We start from the raw sequence: 21,979 nt of genomic DNA, 5'->3' as shown, positions 1-21,979 counted from the left end.
GACCGGATCGGGCTCGAAAGCGTCGGACTACTCAATAGTATTTGATCTATTCAATTCAAGTTAAAAGCAAATCCAACGGCGAATACCGGGAAATATGAATCGCTTCGAAATCGCGGCGGGGCGAGTTCGATCACTCCGTCCGTAAATCGGAGCGCCTGATCCAGCGTATCAGGTCGGTGCCGCGGAAAAAATAATCGACTCGCACCCAATCCCCTTTTCGTGCGAGCACCGCAGCCACATCGTCCTTGACCAAATAAGCCCTGGTGGCCGCCGGAGCCTCGGGCTTGGCGTACAAGCGCGCCCGTTGACTAGCAACCGTGGCGAAACCGATCCAAGCGCGCTCAGCACTGAACGTCAGCTGTAGAAGTCGCGACCCGATCTGACAGTTACCCGTTCCGACGGTGCGTGACTGTCAGATCAGATTCAGGTGGCTCACTTTCTCCTTCCACACCTCCTTGCCCGCGATGAGCGTTTGCAAAGGCGTGCGACCACAACACATCTTACCTTGATGCGTTCGCTCGCCGTTGTAGTACATCAGCCAAGTATCGAGATCGACCTGCAGTTCCACCAGCGTCAGATAGAGCTTGTGGCGGAACGCGACCTGATAAAACTCCTGCAGGATGGTTTTATGGAACCGCTCGCAGATGCCATTGGTCTGCGGATGTCGCGCCTTGGTTTTGGTGTGCTCGATGTCGTTCAGCGCCAGGTACAGCTGATAATCGTGCGATTCCGGCTTGCCGCAATACTCCGTGCCTTGATCGGTCAGCATGCGGATCACACCCATGCCGTGCTCCTCGAAGAACGGCAGCACCCGGTCATTGAGCAGATCGGCCGCCGTGATCGGTGTCTTGGTCGTGTACAGCTTGGCCATCGCCACTTTGCTGTAGGTGTCGACGAAGGTCTGCTGGTAAATCCGGCCTACGCCCTTGATCGTGCCCACGTAGAACGTGTCCTGCGAGCCCAGATAGCCGGGGTGAGCGGTTTCGATTTCGCCATGAGCCACATCGTCGTCCTGCTTTCTTTCCAGCGCGGCCACCTGATCGTCGCTCAGCACGATGCCTTTTTCAGCGACCTGATTCTCCAGCGCCACGAGCCTCAGCTTGAAGGACGACAATTCGTGACGCAGCCAGATCGAACGAACGCCGGATGCAGACACGAAAATGCCGCGCCGGCGTAATTCGTTGCTGACCCGAACCTGTCCGTGGGCCGGCTGCTCCATGGCATAGGCCAGAACGGCGATTTCCGTTGACTCTTCGACGCGATTCTTGGGATTCGGCTTGCGCCGATTGCTGTCGAACAGGGCATCGACGCCGCCCTCGGTCACGGCATTCTGATAGCGGTAGAACGTATCGCGCGACAGCCCCATCACCTTGCAGGCTTTCGACACGTTACCGAGCTCGGCGGCCAGATTCAGCAGACCGATCTTGTGGCGGATAACGTTTTGGTTGAGACTACTCACGGGGTTACTCCTTGGCGCTTGCGCGCTGTTTTGATGAAGATTCGCACCTCTATCAAAACGGGTAACCCCGCCTCTTGGCAAGGCCTTACTGTCAGATCAAGTCTGAACTTCTACACGTCAGCGCATCTCCGGTAGAGATCGTAGGAACATCGCAGTTCGGCAGATCGCCATGCACGCGTACCGACCACACGCCTTTCGCATTCGACGACACCGAAATCGGTTGGCCCTGAGCTCCACCAAATTGCGTGGCGAAATCCACTTCGTTCCTCGCCACCGACGTGCTCTTCAACAGAAAGCGGCAAGTCGGATCCCGATCCGGATGATTGGCGGCTGGCGCGGTGGACGGATTGTCGAAGAAACCTGTGATGTGACCGTTGTCGACAGCAAGGTAAAGCTTTCGATAGTCCAGTTGCGCGCCGGGAACGCTACGCAAGGCATAGACACCCGATCGAAGCTGATCGGCTTGCGCTGCCGTACTGATCGACAACGCGAGCGCAGCGATCACTGCCAAGCCGATCCGTTTCATTTCGCCTCTTTCGTTGCTGCATCAGCTTTTTCGAATTTTTTGAAATTGATCTTCATCTTGCCGTCGTTGTTGTTGTCATAGTACGCCGGGCCGTTGCAGCTCTTGGCGAACGCGGCGAAATTCTCATCCTTGACTGTGCTCGCGAAAGCCGAACCCGCCTTCACGACCGCCATGAAAGCCTTCAGATGGGCCGCTCCGATTTTGACATATCGCGCACCGTCTTCTCGCCACTGCCATAGCCCGCCATCGAGTAATTGGTGCCCAGGATTTGAAATGCGCACCATGTGCATGACTTCAGAGCTGCCGACGAGTCAAGCCGATAGCTTTGCGCAAGCGCCGGTATAGGTCGGTGCATCTTCAGTTATGCTGAGAATTTCCATATTGCTTGCTGGCCAAGTGCATCAGACAGCAGTTCATTTCGCGGGGGGCGCACCGGACACCAGATGCTCGATGAACGTGTGAACGGGGCCGTAAACCGAGGTCGTAATCGATATGGCGTCTTTAGGCGCGATGGCATGGCCGCTCGCATCCGTCGAGACAGTTTCGATTTCGACAACGGGGATACACCAGGCCGCAGCATCGCGTCCGGCCGGGTTACCGTTGGACGAAAGGTAAGCTGCGTTCGCGTTTCGACACCATGCGAGCTAGTCGGCATCGATCAACTCCGCGGCCTGCGGGCGGCCCGACGCACCGAACGCTCGACAAGGGGTTAGAGGCGGAGCAACGAGTGGCGGGGCAAAGAGCGCCACGGCCGCAAGAAACATACACGGCACCGTGGCCCGTTGGCAGTATCGCTGACCTGCATGAGAAACGTGAGGGGTATTGGAAACGCGAAGGGGCTACGCAAATATTGCGTAACTCCTTGCTGGATATGGTCGGCTGCAGGATCAACAATAATCCGCCAAGTCATTGATTTTATTTAACAAAAAATCACACGACCAACTAGCGAACCCCCAAACGCACCCCCACACTCCACAGGCGTTCCGAATTACCTCTGCACCCCGGCACTGGCGGCAAGCGGCGCAAGAATGAAAACCGCTGGAGATCTGGAGATAAACGCCCAAAATCGCGGAAAGTCCTTACCGGGTAAGCCTTCGACTATCTCCAAGTGTATCTCCAAATGACCACATTTCTTGGAGACAGACTTGGAGATAGCCTCCCTAGTGATCTGAGCAGAGAACGTTGCTCTCATCTGGAGCCCAGCGCGCAAAGCTGTCCCGCCGCGCCACCGCCCCCGCGCTGCCGACATCTCCTTGATGCGGTCCACTCGCTGAATTTCGGATCCCGCCCCACAAAATTGGGCATTTCGTGCACATGCCTCACGATAATTTCCGAAATTACACTGTATATATATACATATGTGCTTGCGAAATTTAGAAATTTCGCTAGAATGGGCCCACCATGATCGACTACAAGACGCCCGGACAACTCATTGAAGCCCTGCTCGCCGAACGCGGATGGACGCAACGGCTACTCGCAGCCGTACTAGACATTAGCGAGTCGACGACGAACAAGCTTATCTCCGGCAAACAGGCCGTCTCTGCTGAGATCGCGATCGTACTGGAGGAGGTGTTTGAGGTTCCAGCGGAAGAGTTCCTTTCCCTTCAGAAAGACTACGACCTCGCCCGCGCCCGCTTGGTCTCACGCCCGGACCCGGGAAGAGCAACACGCGCCGAGGTGTTTCGTGGTTTGCCGGTCGCCGAAATGATTAAACGCCGCTGGCTGGACGCAACAGACGTCAAGGACATCCCGGCGGTCGAAAGTTCCTTGGCAAAGTTCTTTGGCGTTCCTACGGTCAACGACATTGAATTTTTGCCGCACGCAGCAAAGAAAACAGCAGTCGGCGGGGATACGACTCCGGCCCAACTTGCTTGGCTGTACCGCGTTCGTCAAATCGCAAGCGAGCTTCTCGTCGGCCAGTTCTCGGTCTTTGGCGTACGCCGTGCGATTGATCGACTCAAACAGCTTGTGCTTTCGGTCGAAGAAACCCGAAAGGTTCCACGCATTCTCGCCGAGGCAGGAATTCGGTTTGTCATAGTGGAATCGCTGCCGAGCGCGAAGATCGACGGGGTTTGCTTTTGGCTGGACGATCAGTCGCCGGTTATCGGCATGTCGTTTCGGCACGACCGAATTGACAATTTTTGGTTTGTCCTGCGACATGAGCTTGAGCATGTTCTGAGGGGGCATGGCAAAGATCGAATCGAGATCGACGCCGAGTTGGAGGGAAGCAAGGCAGGCGCTGGGCCAGACATTCCCGAACAGGAAAGGCAGGCCAATCTTGCGGCCTCCGAGTTCTGTGTACCAGCGAAGTCCATGGATGCGTTTATTGCTCGCAAAGCACCTTTTTTCGCTGAACGAGATATTCGCAGCTTGGCCGCTGCCTTAAAGATTCACCCCGGCCTTGTCGCCGGGCAGTTGCAACACCGAACTGGTCGTTACGATAGATTTCGCGACCACTTGGTGAAGGTTCGTTCCGTGGTCACGCCGGGGGCTGCTGTGGACGGTTGGGGAGACGTAGCACCGGTGGGCATTTGAAAGGAATTCACATGCAGACGCGTGCACAGCAATATCAAGCCATCATTCGTTGGTATCGGGAAGAGACCGGCGAACAATCAGTCGATATGCATGAGGTAGCTCGTTTCGCTATTAGCAAGGGAGTCACACCGCCAACGCCTAAGACGCCTGAGGCATTGTTGGCGGAAAAACTCTCCGCTGCTGCGCGCGAAGAAACTGCCGTCGACGATGAAACGGGTAGGCCGTACCGCGTCAATTTCGCGGTTACACAACGTAGCGGGAAGGACCAATTGACGTTGTGGCACACGCTGGACGATGCGCCGCGTCACGTGGCACACAAGGGGCTAATGCAACGGCGTGAACAGATGGTCGGCGACGCGGTCTCTCTGGTCGACGATGCAGATCACTGGAATCGTGTGCATGCAACGGACGAACCCATTCAGATCCCGCTCGACTTTGAATTTGACGTCATGTTGCGCCGGAACGCACCGCCCGACGAAGATCAGAAAGCCGCTTAGTCCATACTTTCGGAATCGGCTGCTCCCAGCTCTGACCGCCTTAAGGCGGTCAGCTTGTTTCTACGCGCTGCACCCGCGTCCTGGCATCAAGTCGCCTGCTCGGCGGCACCGCGAATACGCATAATCGTCTGGCGGCTCGTTCCAAGCTGCCGAGCGATTGCCGCGATACTCTCGCCCATCCCAAGACGGCGCAACGCATCTGATTTCTGCGCCTCAGACAGAGCCGATGGCCGCCCCATCCGCTTACCGTCCGCCTTCGCCCTCGCAAGCCCTGAATTGGTCCGTTCAATGAGCAAATCACGCTCGAACTCGGCGACTGCATTTAGAACTTGCATCGTCATACGGCCGGCCGCGCTCGCAAGGTCAACACCACCAAGTGCAAGGCAGTGGATACGAACGCCTCGATTCGAAAGTTCTTCGACCGTCGTGCGCACGTCCATCGCGTTCCGCCCAAGCCGGTCAAGCTTGGTGACGATCAACACGTCCCCCTCTTCCATCTTGTCGAGCAACTTCAAAAAACCGGGCCGCTGGTTCGCGCTGACGCTACCGGAGATACTTTCCGTCACGACCCTGCGCTTGTCGACGGAAAAGCCGGCTGCCTCGATCTCGCGAATTTGATTAGCAGCCGTCTGGTCCGCCGTGCTGACGCGCGCGTATGCGAAGGTCCGTGACATGCCATGCCCCAATGTGTTCAAAAAGGATGTCCGAATCATATCGCATGTACGAAAATACGAAAGGCTTATTTTTGGACATGGCTACGCCATATGTCCGAAAAGGATCGGTTTCGGACATATTCAATGCCTCGATCACGATGACGGACAACTGCTTCGCGAGGGCAAAGCAAGGAGGTGGATAGAGTATCTGTCCCGTATTCGACAGACACTTGGTCGTGCCTAGCTCAAAATATTGACGACGGCATCAATGTCTAATAGTGTAAATATCGGCGAACAAAAACGCCCGTAAACGCCATGGGCTTACACCAACGCACTTTAGAGTGACGGGGACCAAGATGAAATACGAACTGCCGGATGAACACGGGTTATCGGATCAAACAGTAGAAAAACTCGTATTCAAAGAAGGGGACGATTATTCGCTTACAGATGCTCAGTTTTCAGCGCTGAAGGCGGGAGTGGGTCGAGGGGAGAGTGTACTTGTCGTTTCGCCAACATCTACAGGAAAAACCCAAATTGCCATATGGGCGATCGCGAATGGCCTTGAGAAAAATTGTCGGACCGTTTATTTATTGACGCATCGGGCGCTGGCCAAACAAAAATTTGACGATTTTCGTTCGACATTAATTGATAGCCATCTCAACGGCGATTTGACATCGCTAGTCATTGCAACGGGAGATTCTATCGAAGCGGCCGATGGGAGCATTCCCCGTAACCCTCTCCAAGCACCTCTCGTTGTTGCCACTTACGAAAAATATCTGGCGTTGCTATCTGCAAGTGGCGTCCCAACCGACATGCGATCAACGGTGGTTGTATGTGACGAGATTCAACTTATTGGGGACGAAAATCGCGGCCAAAACGTTGAAGTCCTTCTGACTCTTATGCGCAATGCCGGGTGGCGGCAGTTCGTTGGCCTCTCTGCTGTCCTGGAAACCCGAGATGCGCAGGAGCTTGCGCAATGGCTCGGTGTCTCGCTTGTTATGGAGATGCGGCGCGAAAAACAATTACGTTACGAATGCTGGGCCAATGATGGCATTCATTCTGTTGCAACAGGGGCACCTGACAATATTGTTCGTACGGCGCACGCTGCCGGGGTGCGGCTCGATATAGCAAGCGTTCTAAAAACCTTACTGGGCCAAACGCCCGCACCAAGCCCAATTATAGTTTTCTGCTCTAGCCGAAAGCAAACGTACGAACTAGCAGACAACCATTACACTGCGCTCTCAGGAGGGGCGACCGGTCAGCTGTCGCTTGCATTTGACGCTTTGCCGGCAACGTCAGCGACTTCTCTCTTGGCAAAATATTTACCGCATCGATTCGCTGTTCACAGCGCTGACCTCACGGAAGAAGAGCGTGAGGTTATCGAGAGTCACTTATCCGAAGGAAAGCTCGATGTCGTATTCGCAACGACGACTTTAGCGGCAGGCGTCAACTTTCCGTTGGGGGCCGCCATTATTTCGTGGGAGCGCTGGAACAGTGATAAGAGAATGTATGAGCCGATTCCGGCGTCAGAGTTTCACAACATGGCCGGTCGAGTCGGGCGAATGGGATTTGAGCACGATTATGGTCGAGTAGTTTACATAGCGGATCGCGAGCAAAAGGCCAGGGCATCCAGTCATTATCTAGACCTTGGCAGCTTACCGCCACTAACATCAAGAATTAATCCAACCCGCTTTGATCAACTTGCATTGCAACTCGTTGCCTCAGGACTATGCACCTCGCGATCCGAGGTAGACACTCTTGTCAAATCAACATTAAGTGGTCTTCGAGAACAAGATCGGAACACGAGTGCATTTGAGAAATGGTCGCCGATACTAAATGAATCGGTAAACTTTCTCGTAAACGAGCGCTTGCTAATTGAATCAACACTGGGACGCCTCGTTGCCACGCAACTGGGCAAAGCGATCGCGCATTCCGGCCTACTACCAGAGACCGGCATTGTCGTCGCACAACATCTGGCGAGGCATGCCGCAGCGCTGTCAAATTATTTGCCGACCCATCTTAATACCGGCGACCCTAACAGGCTCGCCTTTTTATCTATCGCGATGTGCTTTAGTTCACCGGAGTTCAGAGGTGGCAGACGCGAAAAGAGGACGAGATTTTTGCCATATCAACTAGGAAGCGGAATGCTGATAGACGCCGACTCTTATAGCTCGGAGCTAATTGAGCCGACTTGGCAAGCCGATCCAGATCCAATTAATGCGACAAAAATCACGCTTGACTGGATAAACGGCGCGACCCTCAGGGATTTGGAAAATCTCTTCCTAACATTGAGTGCCGGGCAGCTACGGGAAATGTTCGGAAATGTCTCCTGGATCTTACAAGGAGTAGCCGCAATAATAGAGGCAGCGACTGATATTAGAACGAGCGGCGCCACTCGCCCCTCTTATTTATCCATCCCGGATGGCGATCTCGCAAACTTGAGAAAGCTTCCCCGATATTTGCGACGACTAGCGATTCGAATTTCGGAAGGCTTGCCCGACGATGTAATATGGATGACTTGGCTTAATATGCGAGGGGCAGATTTTTCGCTAACCCGCACCGAGATACTTTCGCTTCGATTGCGTGGCTTTACTTCACTAGACCAGCTAATGCTGGGCGAACCGCAAGCAGATAAGATTCGCATTCAAGCATTTGAAAAGGCGCGGCCATCGCCGCAGGCAAAGGCGAATTGGCTACGAGACACGGCTCGCGAATGGAAAAAGCAGCAGCGGCAACGAACAGCTGAACGTCATGCGGTTCGTGCAAAAAAATGCCCTCATTCACAACATGTCAACGCGTACTATTCGGCCCGCGGCACTGCGTTTGAGACTGCATTTGAATCTGTACTCAGCTTGCTAAAAATCGACTTCCAACGTCTTGACGACAAAGGCATCACAGGGGCGCCTGACTATCTGCTGCGTTTATCCGGATCTCCTGACATTATTGTGGAACTCAAGTCCAAGACAAATGACAAGCTTGTTGACTACAACTCGGCGGTTGAGGTTCTGGCAGCTTCGGAAGTTCATGGATATAAAGGAACATTCTGCGTGACGCTATGTCACCCGGGAGTCGATCCAAGCGTGCCGAGCGTTATCAATTCTTGCGGTCGATTAAGTGTCGTTGAGAGTCACGATCTTGGCGAAGCACTATTGCGAATCTGCGAAGGTAACCTTACACAAGATCAATTGTGGCAGTGGTTGGCAACCCCAGGGCAGGCAAAAGCGGAAGATTTGCCATTTAAATCGTACTCGTAAATACAGCAAAGTAACTTTGGGCAAGGGTCACTCGCCAGGGTGACTCCCTGCCTTCCCTCTCGATGTACTCCGAATACTCGAATCCCGCGATACCCCCTTTTATGGGGGCAGACCTTTCGATATAATTGCGATACTTGTCGGCACTTACGCGAACGCAGGTCCAGAAAATCTTGCGATCGGTTAGTAAAGGAAAGCAGTGACAAAAGCACGCTCATATTGAGCCGGCTTCGCTGCAGTGGCAAGGCGGGGTGCCGGAGGTGCGCTACCAACGCAACCTACCGGCGTTTTTTGGCTTGGCTGCCTGTTCCATAATTGGAGGAACTACAAGAGCCACCGCGCCTAGGAAACGCATAGCTCTTGTTAGGACGGATGATACCGCGCGCGGCGCGCCGTGCAAAGTAACTTTGCAAAGTTACTTTGTGCGTCTTCCGCGAACTTCATTGCGCCCGTACTTTGATAGTACGGCGCGGTTTATTGCTGCCGCTTTCCTCTTTTTTTGCTGAACAGGCCATTTCTGAACAGAAAATGGCTCTTAAGATTCTTCGACTTATTGGTGTGCTGGATTGTGTCGGCGTCAAGAAAACAACGCTGTATCGCTGGATTCGTGAAGGCAAGTTTCCAGCGCCGGTCCAGTTAGGGGCTCGTAGCGTCGGCTGGCGCGCGACCGACGTCCAGCAATGGGTCGAATCCCGTCAGTCCACACGGGGGCAAGCATGAGCGCGCATGCCCCGCTGATCAGTCGCGGCGGCCCGTATGGTCGCTCGATGGGCGCGGCCGTCACGGCGCGCGACGCCGCGTTCGTGCGTTGCCGCGACGCCCGACTCCGCAAGCTCGCCGGAATCCTCGATGACATCGAGGGTTGCTTCTGGAACCGTGGGGACGACACCGGCAAGCTGGTTGCGATCGCCGTCACGCTCGCCTCGACGCTCGCGCTCGAAGCCCCGCGCCTGACGACAAAGCAACTTGGCACCGCCTGCGAGAAGTTCGTCCAGGCGATCGCCGCTGCTGAACAGGATTCGGCGAACTATCGTCGTTGGCAGTATCGACAGTTGCGGAAAGCCTATCGTGCGCTTTACAACGACATCGATGCGCAGTGCACGGACGGGACGCGCCGCTTGCAAGTTAGCGCCCTGCTGCGGGGCGTCGCGCTCGGCCAATCACTGGCGCAGGCCAGCTCGCGACTGGATATCGAGCAGCTCAAGCTGGCGATCGCTGTGCTCAAGGGGGAGGCCGCCTGATGCTCGCCCAAAGTCGCTTTGCACTAGGTAATACACGGCGAGGGCGTCGCGATTTGCGTCGTCCAGCATCGCGCGGTATTCTGTGCGCGTCGCTGAGACAACAGCGACCCGGATTGGCGTCCGGAACATGCAAAAGGCGGACAACCGCCGCAGCGCGGTTTTTTTACGTCCGCACGCTAAGCGCCTTCAATGGTCGGGCCTTGGTGGGGGTGCCTTCGGGCACGCCGGTTTCCTTTTGCGCCGGTACGCCAACTCCGTCATGTGCTCGGCCACCCCAATTGGCGTTGGGGGCCGGGTTCCGAACCCAGCAAAAGGAGGTCGCACCCAATGCGCCAGTCCACGCACGCCCGTACCGGGCAGCAATCCCACCTCATTCAATCCATCGTCCGCGCAGCATTGCGCGACGCGGCAACCGCCAGCACGTATCAAGACGCCCTCGATGCAACCGGCGCGGCACTGGCAGCGATCGCGGCGCTCGTTCGTGCGGAGGTACGCCATGGCTGAGCTGCGCTGCAAGATTGGCGATCTGGCGATCGTCACACAATGCGATGCGCGCTCACGCATTGGCATGCTGGTTGAGGTGGCATCGGCTTCCCCGACGCCCGATCACGATTGGCGCGTGCGGATCTTGGGCGGCCCCGTCGCGGGGCGCAGCGCCTACGATCGGCGGTTTGGCGAATTCACGCATGCTGCCGTGCATGACTGGAACCTCACACCGATTCGCGGCGAAGCGGAGCAGGATTGCACGATCGACGTCCGGCAACTCCTCGCGTCGATCCTGGAGGTGCGCCATGTCTGAATTCCGCCTGCCGAACGAAGTCAAGATGATCGCCATGTGTGCGGCCCATCAGTTCGCCCATCTCGAAGCGCTGTTCGATGCCGTCCGTGCGCATCTTCCGGAGGACACCTACGAGCGCTCGCTCGTCGACATGGGGCAAGGCGTTGCGAGTCGGTACTCGGCCGAAATGCGCCGTACCGCGCAGCCGGAGGTGTGCCATGACTGATCAGCGCATCCGAACCGCGGTTATCAATGGATTCGATAATGCGCCGCCGCTCGATACCGGCGCTCCGATCGAGCTGCAATTCGCCGTCGACCTGGGTGCGATCTGCGCTGACGCGTGGCTCGACCTGAAAGGTGACGTGCGGCTGCACGACTATGCGGCGCATCAGGCCGCCGCGTTCGCGCGCGGCATGGAAGCCGCCATGCAGGACGCAGGCGACGTCGACGCGCATCGCCTGACGATCAGCCGCCAAGCGTTCGCGGCCGGCCTGATGGGGCGCGTGCAACAGCACCTGTTCGCGGCGCTCGGCCTCGTCACGCGCGAACCGCGCACGACGCACTGAGGGGCGGCCATGGCAAAGACGAACAAGAATGCCGTGCAACCGCTCGCGTCGCACTTCGTGGCCGAGGTGAATCGTCCCGACCGCAACCGCATCGGCACGCGGATCAGCGATGCAATGGAGCTGCTGGACAGCCTGCATTGGGCGGCCGACAAGGCCATGTCCGATGACGACTACTGGCTTGTGCTGAGCCTGTTCCGCGCGTCCCTGCCGTCGATCGGCGCGGCGCTGGAGGCGGCGAACGACGCCCTTGGCGAGTCGCGGCTCGGCCGCTACGTCTACAGCAACGACGTCACGGCCGGCGGTGCGGTTCTGTCGGTGCCTCGCGCGGCCGGCTGACACTCCGCCGCTAGACATCGTCGCATCATTCAACTCTTCGCGCGTCGAGTAGCTGCATGCCCGATATGGACTACTAATCGGGAGCCTGCCGACGCGCGTCCAGTGGGAACCTATGAGTAACGCACCCATGTCCGAATTCGAGCGGGCGAGAGTCGCGCTCGGCTATGTTCCGCCTGACGACCGCGACACGTGGCGTCAGGTGGGGATGGCGCTCAAGGCCGAGTTTGGCGAGGAGGGCTTCGCCCTCTGGAACGAATGGAGCCAAGGCGCGCAGAACTACAACGGCAAGGACGCGCGCGATGTGTGGAAGTCGTTCAAGGGCGGCAAGATCACCATCAACACGCTGTTTCATCTCGCTAAGGTCGGCGGCTTCGATCCGCGTGCGCATCGGGCGAAGCCGGTCGATCCAGCGGAGCGCGAGCGGCAGAAAGCCGAGCGCGCGGCCCGCGAAGCGGCCGAGCTGGCTGAACTGACCGAGAAGCAGCAAGCCGCGTCGGCGCTCGCCGAATCGATCTGGTCGGCGGCCGAGCCTGCGCCGGCCGATCACCCGTATCTCGTTCGCAAGCGCATCCCGGTCGACGCGCTGCGCGTCTATCGCGGCGGCTTGTGCATCGGCACGGCCGCTTGCGACGGCGCACTCGTCATCCCGGCCCGTGACGCGGACGGGAAGCTGTGGACGCTTGAATTCGTCCTGACGGACGGCCAGAAGCGCTATCTGCCGAACGGCCGCAAGGCGGGCTGCTTCTCGTTGATCGGCGGCCTGCTATCTTCCGCGCCGTCGACGTTGCTGATTGGCGAGGGTTACGCCACGTGCGCGACGCTTGCGGCCGCGACCGGCTATCCGGCCGCTGTCGCGTTCGACGCCGGCAACCTGCACGCGGTCGCGACGGCGCTACGCGGGCAGTATCCGGACGCCCGCATCGTCGTGTGCGCCGACGACGATCACACTACGAAGGGCAATCCGGGCGTGACGAAGGCCCGCGCGGCGGCCGAAGCCGTCGCCGGCATCGTCGCGGTGCCGGACTTCGGTCCGAACCGTACAGCGGCCGGGACGGACTTCAACGACCTGGCTGCGCACGTCGGCCCGGAGGCGGTGGCCGCCGCCGTGCGGGCTACGCTCGCGCCGGCCGGCTCGGCTGACGCTAGCAAGGGCAAGGCCGCTCCAGCCGCCGCGAAGCCCGCCAAGCGCCCGAAAACAGCCCGTGCGCAGGACGGCAAGTCGCGGTTCGTCGTCGACGACAAGGGCGTGTGGTTTCACGGCTTCAACAATCAGGGCGATCCGCTCCCGCCGCATTGGGTCAGTACGCGAATCGACGTGATCGCGGAGACGCGCAACGAGATGAACAGCGAGTGGGGCTACCTGCTCGAATTCACGGATCGCGACGGCATCCTGAAACGGTGGGCGGTGCCGGCGGGGCTCTTTGCCGGCGACGGCACGGAGCTGCGCCGGATGCTGCTCGATATGGGCGTGAAGCTCGGCGTCACGCAGATCGCCCGCACGCAGATCGCGAACTATGTGCAGATGGCGCAGCCGGACGAGCGAGTGCGCTGCGTGCCGCGCGTCGGCTGGCATCACGGCGCGTTCGTGCTGCCCGATCGCGTGATTGGCACCGGCAAAGAGGCGCTGATCTATCAGGCCGATACGCCGATCCAGAGCCAGTTCAAGGAGCGTGGCACGCTGGACGACTGGCAGCGCGAGGTCGCGGCCTACTGCGTCGGCAATAGCCGGCTGCTGTTCTGCGTCGCTACCGCCTTCGCTGGTCCGTTGCTGCACTTCTCCGGGCTTCAGTCGGGCGGCTTTCACCTGCTCGGCACGACGTCCAAGGGCAAGTCGACGGGCGGCGTCATCGCCGCATCCGTGTTCGGCTCGCCGGACTACGTGCGGAGCTGGAAAGCAACCGACAACGCGCTCGAAGCTGTCGCCACGCAGCATAGCGATGCGCTGCTGATCCTCGATGAAATCGGACAGGTCGAGCCGCGCTTGGTCGGCGATGTGATCTACATGCTTGCGAACGAGTCGGGCAAGGCTCGCGCGTCGCGTAGCGGCTCGGCCAAGCCCGTGCTCACGTGGCGGCTGCTGTTCCTGTCGAACGGCGAAAAGAGCGTGGCCGCGTTGATGGCCGAGGGAAACAAGCCGATGAAGGGCGGTATCGAGGTTCGCTTGCCCGCGATCCCGGCCGAGGTCGGCGAAATGGGCGTCGTGGAGAAGCTGCACGGCTTCCCGACGCCGGCCGCACTGATCGAGCATCTAGAGCGGCACGCCGGCATGCACTACGGCACGGCCGGCCCCGCGTTCATCGAGTGGGCGTCGTCGCAGGCCGGCGAGCTGGCCGAGCATCTGCGTGTGCGCGTCGACGAGCTGGTCGGGCAATGGGTGCCGGACGGCTCGCATTCGCAGGTCGCACGCGTCGCCAAGCGGTTCTGCCTCGTTGCGGTGGCCGGCGAGCTGGCGACGGCGCACGGGCTAACCGGCTGGCCGGAGGGCGAAGCGGTCGAGGCCGCGCGTCGCTGCTTCGAAGGCTGGCTCGAACTACGCGGCGGCACGGGAAACTCGGACGAGGCCGAAGCCGTGCGGCAGGTACAGCATTTCCTCGCCGCGCACGGCGACAACCGTTTCGTGTGGATGAACCGGGCACAGGACGACCATCGGCCGAACGTGCCGCATCGAGCGGGCTTCAAGCAGCACGTGAAGCGCGACGAGCGCCGCACGCCCATCGCCTCCGATCGGGAGTATTACGCCGAGTTCGGCGGCAAGATGAGCGCCGACGATGCCGAAAGCGTCGAGACGGAATACCTGATCGAAGCGGCCGTGTTTCGCAAGGACGTGTGCGCCGGCTCCGATCACAAGATCGTCGCCAAGGCATTGATGAAGCGCGGCGTGCTGATGCCACGTAGCGACGGCTATCCATACCGGCAGGAGTACATCCCCGGTCACGGGAAATTCATGGTCTACCGCGTGTTGCCGTCCATCTTCACGCTTGAGCTGTGAAATGCACCGCCGCCGTCCGGGAGGGCGGTGGCGGGCATTCCTTTGCGCGGCATTTTTGGCCCGTGCGTCAAAGTTACTTTGAGCGATCCGCTCCAGACGGAACCGGGCGGGCGGCTGCCGCGAATCTTGCCGCAGACGTAACAATCCAGCCCGGTTTATCTCCAGTATCTCCAGCGTTCTCCAAATCGTTTGGAGACACGCAAAGCCTTACCCCATAAGGCTTTGCGGCTGATTCGGCCGTTTATCTCCAAATCTCCAAGTCGTTTTGCATTGAGCGGACAGGCCTCGATCATCTGCATCGACCGTGAAGCCAGACGGGACAAGGCTCTCCGGGATTCGAAGGGCGTCAGCAACGTGTTTTGAAGGGGGGGCATCCACGATGCGCCCCGATCCGGCATTGTTACGCCTGCCGCAAGTGTCGGGGCGGCCGGAAAGCGGGGGACCCTGCGTCTAGGGCAGAGACGCGGGGGCTCACACCCGCGTATTTTCTCTACCCCCGACACCCCAAGGGGGGTCATATTCATACCGAAATGCAGGGAGTCGGTAGCGTCTGACCAAGTACTGGAAAATGGTGGGAGGGGCGTGACAAGGGGGTCATACGTGTGGCGGCACGGGTCTATCTTGCCGCCGCGATTGGTATGATCTTCGCCCCACCCTGTTTGTCGAGATAGTCCGCCCACCACTGCATCATGCGATGGCGCTCGGACAGATACTCGGCGTGGTTGTATGCCGCCCGCACACCGTCCTGCTCGGAGTGCGCGAGCTGACGCTCGATCCAGTCAGAATTGAAGCCCTTCTCGTTCAAGATCGTTGAGGCAAGGCCACGGAACCCGTGCCCGGTCATGCGACTGCGATAGCCCATCCGGTATAGAGCGTACAGAATCGTGTTCTCGCTCATCTGCTGCAACGGTCTACGGCTGTTCGGGAACAGCCAGCGACGGTGGCCCGTCAGCGCGCGCAGCTCGGAAAGCAGTGCGATCGTCTGCTCGGCGAGCGGCACGATATGCACGCGGCGCATCTTCATCTTCTCGGCCGGAATGCGCCACTCTCGGCGCTCCAAGTCGATCTCCGTCCACTCGGCCTGCCGCAGCTCGATGGTGCGAACGAACGTCAATGCCAGGAATCGCAGAGCGAGCCGGGTCTCGGGCTCGCCTTCATAGGAAGCGATCGAGCGAAGCAACTCCGGCAACTCGTTTTCGCCGACTCGCGCCATATGCTTGACGGGCACCGCCTTCAATGCACCTCGCAGGTCCGGCGACGGATCTCGCTCGGCACGGCTCGTTGCAACGGCATAGCGAAAGACTTGGCCGCATGTCTGCAACGTCTTGCGCGCAGTCTCGAACGCCTCTCGACCTTCGATTCGTCGAATGACCGCGAGCAAATCCGGTGCGCCGATCGAAGAAATCGGACGCTGGCCGATCAGGGGAAACACCTCGCGATCGAGCTGTTTCTTGACTCGGTTCCCGTGCGAAGCACTCCATGTCGCTTGCTGCGCCTCGTACCACTCCAGCGCGACGGCCTCGAAGGTGTTCTGTGCGGCAATGGCGCGAGTCTGCTTCTCGACGTCACGCTCGAACGCAGGGTTCTTCCCGTCCGCTAACAGCCGCTTCGCTTCGTCACGCCTCGACCGAGCATCAGCGAGCGACGTCGCGGGATAGTCGCCGAACGTCAGCAGGTTTTCTTTGCCATTGAACCGGTATTTGAGCCGCCATTTCTTCGAACCACTGGAGCGCAGATCGAGATACAGGCCGCCGCCGTCGAAGAGTTTGTTTCCCCCCGCCTCATCGAATCTAGCGTTGCGGCACTTGGCGTCGGTAAGAGGTTTGGTTTTCATTATTCGTCGGGGGTACGGCATACCCCCAAATCCGGGAAGTCATACCCCGAATCTTACCCCCAAATTTTCGGGATGCCCCGGTTCCACTCGGCACTTCCAGAAACAAAAAACCCGCGTCAGCGCTAGGCTGGACGCGGGTTTTGGGACTTCCCGGTACTACTTGATACTAGTGTTTGGTGCCGGCTGCAGGACTCGAACCCGCCACCTGATGATTACAAATCAACTGCTCTACCAGATGAGCTAAGCCGGCATGGCCGCGAATTCTACCTCATTTCACGATCTTCAGGCGGGGGCGATTGCTCTTGCCCGACGAGCCGTCGTCGTCGGGTGACGGCGAGGGCGGAGCCGAGCCGGAGGGCACGTCCGCGCCTTCCGAGGGCTCGGCCGCGCCCGCAGCCGAACGCGAGCCGCCCGCGCCGCCGCTCTCGGCCTCATCGGCTTCGACCAGCGTCGTCTCGCCCGGCTCATCGGCCGCCAGGTCGACCTGGAACGCCATGCCCTGCCCGTTCTCGCGCGCATAGATCGCGAGCACGTTCGCCACCGGCACCTCCAGCTTGTGCGCCTTGCCCGCGAAACGCGCGGTGAATTCGATCCAGTCGTTGCCCATCTGCAGCGCGGTGGTCGCCTCGAAGCTGATGTTCAATACGATCTCGCCGTCGCGCACGTACTGCCGCGGCACGCGCGTCGAGTTGTCGACGCGCACCGCGATGTGCGGCGTATAGCCGTTGTCCGTGCACCACTCGTAGAGCGCGCGCAGCAGATACGGCTTCGTGGAAGTCTCTTGCATCACTGTCCTCGTACAGGCGCGCGCGGCGGCAGCGCCGCGCGCGCACCGATGGCCGCAGGCCGGTTAACGGCGCATCACCTTTTCCGACGGCGTCAGCGCCTCGATGTAGGCCGGACGGCTGAAAATGCGCTCGGCATACTTCATCAGCGGTGCCGCGTTCTTCGACAGCTCGATGCCGTAGTGATCGAGGCGCCACAACAGCGGCGCGATCGCCACGTCGAGCATCGAGAACTCCTCGCCAAGCATGTACTTGTTCTTCACGAAGATCGGCGCGAGCTGCGTGAGCCGGTCGCGAATCGCGAGGCGCGCCTTCTCGTGGTTCTTCTCGGCAGCCTTGCCCTTCTCGTTCTCGAGCGTGCTGACGTGAACGAACAGCTCCTTCTCGAAATTCAGCAGGAACAGGCGCGCGCGCGCGCGTTGCACCGGGTCGGCCGGCATCAGCTGCGGGTGCGGGAAGCGCTCGTCGATGTACTCGTTGATGATGTTCGATTCGTACAGAATCAGATCACGCTCGACGAGAATCGGCACCTGACCGTAGGGATTCATCACGGCGATGTCCTCGGGCTTGTTGAACAAGTCCACATCGCGAATCTCGAAGTCCATGCCCTTTTCGAACAGCACCAGCCGGCAGCGCTGGGAGAAGGGGCACGTCGTGCCGGAATACAGAACCATCATAATTAGCGTTTCCTAAAAAAAGCCGAGGGCCGGCGCGCGGATCGACCTGCCAGGCAGGTCTTTCCTTGCGCCGGCCCCACGCCGGTCTTGGCGTGTCTACTTGATATCTTTCCAATAAGCGGCGTTGAGCCGCCAGGCGAAAAAGGTCAGGATGCCGAGGAACAGCAGCACCCAGACGCCCACGCGCTTGCGGGTCTGCTGCTCGGGCTCGGACATCCAGCCCAGATACGCGACGAGGTCGGCCACGGCAGCATCATAATCCACCGGCGACAGCGTCCCCGGCGTGACGGTCTGGAAGCCGACGAGCTTGCGCTCCTTCTCGCCCGTCTCCTCGTTCGTCGCTTCCTCGTATTTCGGCACGCGCTGCCCCTGCAACTGCCACAGCACATGAGGCATGCTGACGTTCTCGAACACCGCGTTGTTCCAGCCCGTCGGGCGCGTCTCGTCGCGGTAGAAACTTCGCAGATACGTATAGAGCCAGTCGCGGCCGCGCGCGCGCGCCTCCACCGAGAGGTCGGGCGGCGCCACGCCGAACCAGCGCTTGGCGTCGTCGGGCCGCATCGCCACCGACATCGTATTGCCGACCTTGTCCGTCGTGAACAGGAGGTTCGCCTCAATCTCCTTCTGGGAGATCCCCAGATCCGTCAGACGGTTGTAGCGCATCAGATTCGCGCTATGACAATTCAGGCAATAGTTTACAAACAATTGCGCGCCATGTTGCAGAGCAACGAGATTTTCCGCGTTATCGGGCGCCCGGTCGAGCGGAAAATTACCCTCACCGGCCCGCGCCGTGCCGCCCAGCAGTGCCAGCGACGTCGCACCGATCAGCAGGAACGTCTTCAATAGCGTCCTCATCATCGTGTTCTCCTCGCTCGCATTAATGGGGCCGGAACTTGACGCGCTCGGGCGGCTGCTTGAACGTGCCAAGCGGGGTCCAGAGCGGCATGCCGAGGAAAAACGCGAAGTAGACCAGCGCGCACACCTGCGCGATCAGCGTCTTGGCAGGCGACGGCGACTGGGTGCCGAGGAAGCCGAGCGTCAGGAACGCGACGACGAACATCCCGAGGAACACCTTGTGGAACGTGGGACGGTAGCGGATCGATTTCACCGGGCTGCGGTCGAGCCAGGGCAGGAAGAACAGCGAGATCACGGCGCCGCCCATCACCACCACGCCCCAGAACTTCGATTCGGTCAGCGCCATGAACGCGATCAGCGCGGCGGCCAGCACCGGCAGGCCGATCCGCCACTTGCCGCGGGCGCGCCAGAGCGCGGTCAGCCCGAGCACGGCGATCACCACCATCAGCACGATCTTGAACGGATCGGTGGTGGCGCGCAGCATCGCGTAGAACGCGGTGAAGTACCACACCGGCGCGATCTCGGGCGGCGTCTGCAGCGGGTTGGCGGGCACGAAGTTGTTGGCCTCGAGGAAGTAGCCGCCCATCTCCGGCGCGAAGAACACCACCAGCGCGAAGATCATCAGGAACACGCAGACCCCGAAGTAGTCATGCACGGAGTAATAGGGGTGGAACGGGATGCCGTCGAGCGGAATGCCGCGCTCGTCCTTCTTGTCCTTGATCTCGATGCCGTCCGGGTTGTTCGAGCCCGTCTCGTGCAGCGCGATCAGATGCGCAACCACCAGCCCCACCAGCACCAGCGGAATCGCGATCACGTGGAACGCGAAGAAGCGGTTGAGCGTGACGTCGGACACCACGTAGTCGCCACGGATCCAGAGCGAGAGGTCCGGCCCGATGAACGGAATCGCCGAGAACAGGTTCACGATCACCTGCGCGCCCCAGAACGACATCTGGCCCCACGGCAGCAGGTAGCCGAAGAACGCCTCGGCCATCAGGCACAGGAAGATCGCGCAGCCGAAGATCCACACCAGTTCGCGCGGCTTGCGGTACGAGCCGTACAGCAGCCCGCGGAACATGTGCAGGTAGACCACGATGAAGAACATCGAGGCGCCCGTCGAGTGCATGTAGCGGATCAGCCAGCCCCACGGCACCTCGCGCATGATGTACTCGACCGACGCGAACGCGAGCGTCGCATCGGGCTTGTAGTTCATCGTCAGGAAGATGCCGGTGACGATCTGGTTCACCAGCACCAGCAGCGCGAGCGAGCCGAAGAAGTACCAGAAGTTGAAGTTCTTCGGCGCGTAGTACTCGGTCACGTGCTTCTTGAGCGTGACCGTGAACGGGAAACGCGCATCGATCCAGCCCATCAAACCCGTCGTGGCGACAGTCTTGTCGTCGGTGGCCATCACGCTTCTCCTTTCTCGTCCTTGCCGATCACGACCGTGGTGGCCGAGGTGAACATGTAAGGCGGGATGTCGAGGTTCTGCGGCGCGGGCTTGTTCTTGAACACGCGGCCGGCCAGATCGTAGGTGGAGCCGTGACACGGGCACAGGAAGCCGCCCGGCCAGTCGTCGGGCAGGTTCGGCTGCGGGCCGGGCGTGAAGCGCGAGGTGGGCGTGCAGCCGAGGTGCGTACACACGGCCATCACGACGAGGATGTGCTTGTGCTCGGCCCGCGAGCGATATTCGTTCGCGCAGTACGCGGGCAGCGGCATCGAATAGGTGGATTTGGACTGCGGGTCGGCCAGCTCGGGGTCGGCCTTCTTCACGTCGGCGAGCATCGCGTCGGTGCGGTTCAGGATCCAGACCGGCTTGCCGCGCCAGGCCACGGTGACGATCTCGCCCGGCTTCAGGCCGCCGATGTCCACCTCGACCGGCGCGCCGGCCGCCTTCGCCTTGGCCGATGGCGCGAGCGAGGCCGCGAACGGTATGACCGTGGCGACTCCGCCCACCCCGCTCGCCACGGATGTCGCAATCAGCCAGGTACGGCGGCCGCTGTCGACGCGTTTCTCTTCTTTGTCTCGCATCTCACGCCCCACTTCTGAGTTGGATTCACCGTCACGACTTCGCATACCGCCGCTAGTGTGCGCGAACGGGGCCCGCATTTTCAAGGCCCGATTCATAAAAACGATGCGAAGTCATTGATCGGCAAGGGTTTTCACCCATCGCCGCCGGACTCGTTCCGCTCAGCTTTTAAGTGGACGTTTCACTTCGTTTGGTGGGTGCGCCGCCGCAATTCCCGGCGTTCAGACGGGGTTCGGGATATCGATGAACGTATGCTCGAGGCCGAAATGTTCCGACAAATGGCGGCCGAGCGCCTGGATGCCGTAGCGCTCGGTGGCATGGTGCCCCGCCGCAACGAAGGCCACGCCGCTCTCGGCCGCCGCGTGCGTGACGAATTCGGACGCCTCGCCGGTCAGGAACACGTCGGCCCCGGCCTCGATGGCGGCATCGAAGTAGCTTTGCGCGCCGCCCGTGCACCAGGCCACGCGGCGCAGTTGCTGGTCGCTGTCGCCGAGCACGAGCGGGGTGCGGCCGAGCGTGTGCTCGATCTTGGCGGTGAAGTGTTCGAGCGAGACCGGCATCGGCAGCCTGGCCATCCAGCCCAGGTCTTGCTCGCCGAAATGCGCATCGGCGATCAGGCCGAGGCGTTCGCCGAGCTGCGCGTTGTTGCCGAAATCGGGATGGGCATCGAGCGGCAGGTGGAACGCGAACAGGTTCAGCTCGGCGCCGATCAGCAGCTTCAGGCGCTGGTACTTGCGCCCGGTGACCTGCGCCGGCTCGTTGCGCCAGAAATAGCCATGGTGGACCAGCACCGCGTCCGCGCCCCATTCGATCGCGCGTTCGAGGAACGCGGCCGAGGCGGTCACGCCGGTGGCGATCCGCTCGATCCGGCGGCGCCCTTCGACCTGCAGCCCATTGGGGCAGTAGTCCTTGAAGCGCGCGGTTTCAAGGGTATTGTTCAAGTACAATTCGAGTTCGATCCGGTCCATATAATC

21 protein-coding genes, 1 tRNA gene and 1 pseudogene are annotated in these 21,979 nt (G+C 60.0%); 11 read left to right on the top strand and 12 right to left on the bottom strand.

Annotation, left to right across the window (positions count from 1 at the left end):
* Positions 1–412 precede the first annotated feature (412 nt).
* From KS03_RS19045 to KS03_RS32885, 3 genes and pseudogenes are all read right to left on the bottom strand, one after another.
* On the bottom strand, positions 413–1,459 hold the full coding sequence (locus KS03_RS19045; RefSeq protein ID WP_012733678.1) for an IS481 family transposase: 1,047 nt from the start codon (positions 1,457–1,459) through the stop codon (positions 413–415).
* A 91-nt stretch (positions 1,460–1,550) separates the two neighbouring features.
* Positions 1,551–1,985 (bottom strand): hypothetical protein, encoded by a 435-nt coding sequence (locus tag KS03_RS31555; protein WP_127913971.1) that lies wholly within the window; start codon positions 1,983–1,985, stop codon positions 1,551–1,553.
* Positions 1,982–2,340: pseudogene (locus tag KS03_RS32885) on the bottom strand (N-acetylmuramidase domain-containing protein). Before KS03_RS32885 ends, KS03_RS31555 begins: the two are co-directional and overlap by 4 nt.
* Before the next feature lie 1,046 nt (positions 2,341–3,386).
* Here KS03_RS32885 and KS03_RS19040 point away from each other — a divergent pair.
* Positions 3,387–4,520 (top strand): HigA family addiction module antitoxin, encoded by a 1,134-nt coding sequence (locus tag KS03_RS19040; protein ID WP_017432169.1) that lies wholly within the window; start codon positions 3,387–3,389, stop codon positions 4,518–4,520.
* An 11-nt stretch (positions 4,521–4,531) separates the two neighbouring features.
* Positions 4,532–5,017, top strand: a complete 486-nt coding sequence (locus KS03_RS19035) for a hypothetical protein (RefSeq protein WP_011883089.1) — start codon at positions 4,532–4,534, stop codon at positions 5,015–5,017.
* A gap of 86 nt (positions 5,018–5,103) precedes the next feature.
* On the opposite strand, the gene KS03_RS19030 is transcribed toward KS03_RS19035, so the two are convergent.
* The gene (locus tag KS03_RS19030; RefSeq protein ID WP_017432170.1) at positions 5,104–5,691 is read right to left on the bottom strand and encodes a recombinase family protein; all 588 of its coding nucleotides are present in this window, start codon (positions 5,689–5,691) and stop codon (positions 5,104–5,106) included.
* A 335-nt stretch (positions 5,692–6,026) separates the two neighbouring features.
* Here KS03_RS19030 and KS03_RS31550 point away from each other — a divergent pair, with 335 nt between their 5' ends.
* The 9 genes from KS03_RS31550 (at position 6,027) to KS03_RS18995 (ending at position 14,831) form a co-directional block, all read left to right on the top strand.
* The gene (locus tag KS03_RS31550; protein ID WP_144415948.1) at positions 6,027–8,924 is read left to right on the top strand and encodes a DEAD/DEAH box helicase; all 2,898 of its coding nucleotides are present in this window, start codon (positions 6,027–6,029) and stop codon (positions 8,922–8,924) included.
* Between the two features lie 474 nt (positions 8,925–9,398).
* The gene (locus KS03_RS30220; RefSeq protein ID WP_230299928.1) at positions 9,399–9,641 is read left to right on the top strand and encodes a helix-turn-helix transcriptional regulator; all 243 of its coding nucleotides are present in this window, start codon (positions 9,399–9,401) and stop codon (positions 9,639–9,641) included.
* A complete protein-coding gene (locus KS03_RS19020; protein WP_017432172.1) occupies positions 9,638–10,162 on the top strand; it encodes a hypothetical protein in 525 nt (174 codons plus the stop codon). Before KS03_RS30220 ends, KS03_RS19020 begins: the two co-directional genes overlap by 4 nt.
* A 327-nt stretch (positions 10,163–10,489) precedes the next feature.
* Positions 10,490–10,666 carry a hypothetical protein gene (locus tag KS03_RS32325; protein WP_017432173.1) on the top strand — a complete coding sequence of 59 codons (177 nt, stop codon included), beginning with the start codon at positions 10,490–10,492 and terminating at the stop codon, positions 10,664–10,666.
* On the top strand, positions 10,659–10,961 hold the full coding sequence (locus KS03_RS19015) for a hypothetical protein (protein ID WP_015876770.1): 303 nt from the start codon (positions 10,659–10,661) through the stop codon (positions 10,959–10,961). The genes KS03_RS32325 and KS03_RS19015 overlap by 8 nt, the downstream gene beginning before the upstream one ends.
* Entirely contained in the window at positions 10,954–11,166 is a 213-nt protein-coding gene (locus tag KS03_RS19010; protein ID WP_009962292.1) for a hypothetical protein, read from the top strand. Before KS03_RS19015 ends, KS03_RS19010 begins: the two co-directional genes overlap by 8 nt.
* Complete coding sequence (locus KS03_RS19005; RefSeq protein WP_009962289.1) at positions 11,159–11,506, top strand: hypothetical protein; 348 nt, start codon at positions 11,159–11,161, stop codon at positions 11,504–11,506. Before KS03_RS19010 ends, KS03_RS19005 begins: the two co-directional genes overlap by 8 nt.
* Before the next feature lie 9 nt (positions 11,507–11,515).
* Positions 11,516–11,842 carry a hypothetical protein gene (locus KS03_RS19000; RefSeq protein WP_004556769.1) on the top strand — a complete coding sequence of 109 codons (327 nt, stop codon included), beginning with the start codon at positions 11,516–11,518 and terminating at the stop codon, positions 11,840–11,842.
* Between the two features lie 127 nt (positions 11,843–11,969).
* Positions 11,970–14,831 (top strand): DUF927 domain-containing protein, encoded by a 2,862-nt coding sequence (locus KS03_RS18995; protein ID WP_045678878.1) that lies wholly within the window; start codon positions 11,970–11,972, stop codon positions 14,829–14,831.
* A 616-nt stretch (positions 14,832–15,447) separates the two neighbouring features.
* On the opposite strand, the gene KS03_RS18990 is transcribed toward KS03_RS18995, so the two are convergent.
* The 8 genes from KS03_RS18990 to KS03_RS18955 all read right to left on the bottom strand — a co-directional run bounded on the left by KS03_RS18990 (position 15,448) and on the right by KS03_RS18955 (position 21,973).
* On the bottom strand, positions 15,448–16,665 hold the full coding sequence (locus KS03_RS18990; protein WP_017432925.1) for a tyrosine-type recombinase/integrase: 1,218 nt from the start codon (positions 16,663–16,665) through the stop codon (positions 15,448–15,450).
* 174 nt (positions 16,666–16,839) lie between these two features.
* Positions 16,840–16,915 (bottom strand) — tRNA-Thr (locus KS03_RS18985).
* Between the two features lie 18 nt (positions 16,916–16,933).
* Positions 16,934–17,452, bottom strand: a complete 519-nt coding sequence (locus KS03_RS18980; protein WP_012734445.1) for a ClpXP protease specificity-enhancing factor — start codon at positions 17,450–17,452, stop codon at positions 16,934–16,936.
* 63 nt (positions 17,453–17,515) lie between these two features.
* Positions 17,516–18,127 (bottom strand): glutathione S-transferase N-terminal domain-containing protein, encoded by a 612-nt coding sequence (locus KS03_RS18975; protein ID WP_012734444.1) that lies wholly within the window; start codon positions 18,125–18,127, stop codon positions 17,516–17,518.
* A 96-nt stretch (positions 18,128–18,223) separates the two neighbouring features.
* Positions 18,224–18,982 carry a cytochrome c1 gene (locus KS03_RS18970; RefSeq protein WP_012734443.1) on the bottom strand — a complete coding sequence of 253 codons (759 nt, stop codon included), beginning with the start codon at positions 18,980–18,982 and terminating at the stop codon, positions 18,224–18,226.
* Positions 18,983–19,004: 22 nt separating this feature from the next.
* Positions 19,005–20,387 (bottom strand): cytochrome b, encoded by a 1,383-nt coding sequence (locus KS03_RS18965; protein WP_012734442.1) that lies wholly within the window; start codon positions 20,385–20,387, stop codon positions 19,005–19,007.
* On the bottom strand, positions 20,387–21,007 hold the full coding sequence (gene petA / locus KS03_RS18960; RefSeq protein ID WP_012734441.1) for a ubiquinol-cytochrome c reductase iron-sulfur subunit: 621 nt from the start codon (positions 21,005–21,007) through the stop codon (positions 20,387–20,389). The genes KS03_RS18965 and petA overlap by 1 nt, the downstream gene beginning before the upstream one ends.
* A 219-nt stretch (positions 21,008–21,226) precedes the next feature.
* Complete coding sequence (locus KS03_RS18955) at positions 21,227–21,973, bottom strand: Nif3-like dinuclear metal center hexameric protein (RefSeq protein ID WP_012734440.1); 747 nt, start codon at positions 21,971–21,973, stop codon at positions 21,227–21,229.
* Positions 21,974–21,979: the final 6 nt, after the last annotated feature.

Origin of the sequence: Burkholderia glumae LMG 2196 = ATCC 33617 (genome assembly GCF_000960995.1) — a bacterium.
Taxonomy (GTDB): Bacteria; Pseudomonadota; Gammaproteobacteria; order Burkholderiales; family Burkholderiaceae; genus Burkholderia; species Burkholderia glumae.
This window is presented reverse-complemented; position numbering and strand designations above follow the sequence as displayed.

What these genes read in the sequence shown, in the direction of transcription:
- KS03_RS31555 (WP_127913971.1), bottom strand. Translation starts at nt 1,985, where the DNA reads ATGAAACGGATCGGCTTGGCAGTGATCGCTGCGCTCGCGTTGTCGATC.
- KS03_RS19040 (WP_017432169.1), top strand. Translation starts at nt 3,387, where the DNA reads ATGATCGACTACAAGACGCCCGGACAACTCATTGAAGCCCTGCTCGCC.
- KS03_RS19035 (WP_011883089.1), top strand. Translation starts at nt 4,532, where the DNA reads ATGCAGACGCGTGCACAGCAATATCAAGCCATCATTCGTTGGTATCGG.
- KS03_RS19030 (WP_017432170.1), bottom strand. Translation starts at nt 5,691, where the DNA reads ATGTCACGGACCTTCGCATACGCGCGCGTCAGCACGGCGGACCAGACG.
- KS03_RS31550 (WP_144415948.1), top strand. Translation starts at nt 6,027, where the DNA reads ATGAAATACGAACTGCCGGATGAACACGGGTTATCGGATCAAACAGTA.
- KS03_RS19020 (WP_017432172.1), top strand. Translation starts at nt 9,638, where the DNA reads ATGAGCGCGCATGCCCCGCTGATCAGTCGCGGCGGCCCGTATGGTCGC.
- KS03_RS32325 (WP_017432173.1), top strand. Translation starts at nt 10,490, where the DNA reads ATGCGCCAGTCCACGCACGCCCGTACCGGGCAGCAATCCCACCTCATT.
- KS03_RS19015 (WP_015876770.1), top strand. Translation starts at nt 10,659, where the DNA reads ATGGCTGAGCTGCGCTGCAAGATTGGCGATCTGGCGATCGTCACACAA.
- KS03_RS19010 (WP_009962292.1), top strand. Translation starts at nt 10,954, where the DNA reads ATGTCTGAATTCCGCCTGCCGAACGAAGTCAAGATGATCGCCATGTGT.
- KS03_RS19005 (WP_009962289.1), top strand. Translation starts at nt 11,159, where the DNA reads ATGACTGATCAGCGCATCCGAACCGCGGTTATCAATGGATTCGATAAT.
- KS03_RS19000 (WP_004556769.1), top strand. Translation starts at nt 11,516, where the DNA reads ATGGCAAAGACGAACAAGAATGCCGTGCAACCGCTCGCGTCGCACTTC.
- KS03_RS18995 (WP_045678878.1), top strand. Translation starts at nt 11,970, where the DNA reads ATGTCCGAATTCGAGCGGGCGAGAGTCGCGCTCGGCTATGTTCCGCCT.
- KS03_RS18990 (WP_017432925.1), bottom strand. Translation starts at nt 16,665, where the DNA reads ATGAAAACCAAACCTCTTACCGACGCCAAGTGCCGCAACGCTAGATTC.
- KS03_RS18980 (WP_012734445.1), bottom strand. Translation starts at nt 17,452, where the DNA reads ATGCAAGAGACTTCCACGAAGCCGTATCTGCTGCGCGCGCTCTACGAG.
- KS03_RS18975 (WP_012734444.1), bottom strand. Translation starts at nt 18,127, where the DNA reads ATGATGGTTCTGTATTCCGGCACGACGTGCCCCTTCTCCCAGCGCTGC.
- KS03_RS18970 (WP_012734443.1), bottom strand. Translation starts at nt 18,982, where the DNA reads ATGAGGACGCTATTGAAGACGTTCCTGCTGATCGGTGCGACGTCGCTG.
- KS03_RS18965 (WP_012734442.1), bottom strand. Translation starts at nt 20,387, where the DNA reads ATGGCCACCGACGACAAGACTGTCGCCACGACGGGTTTGATGGGCTGG.
- petA (WP_012734441.1), bottom strand. Translation starts at nt 21,007, where the DNA reads ATGCGAGACAAAGAAGAGAAACGCGTCGACAGCGGCCGCCGTACCTGG.
- KS03_RS18955 (WP_012734440.1), bottom strand. Translation starts at nt 21,973, where the DNA reads ATGGACCGGATCGAACTCGAATTGTACTTGAACAATACCCTTGAAACC.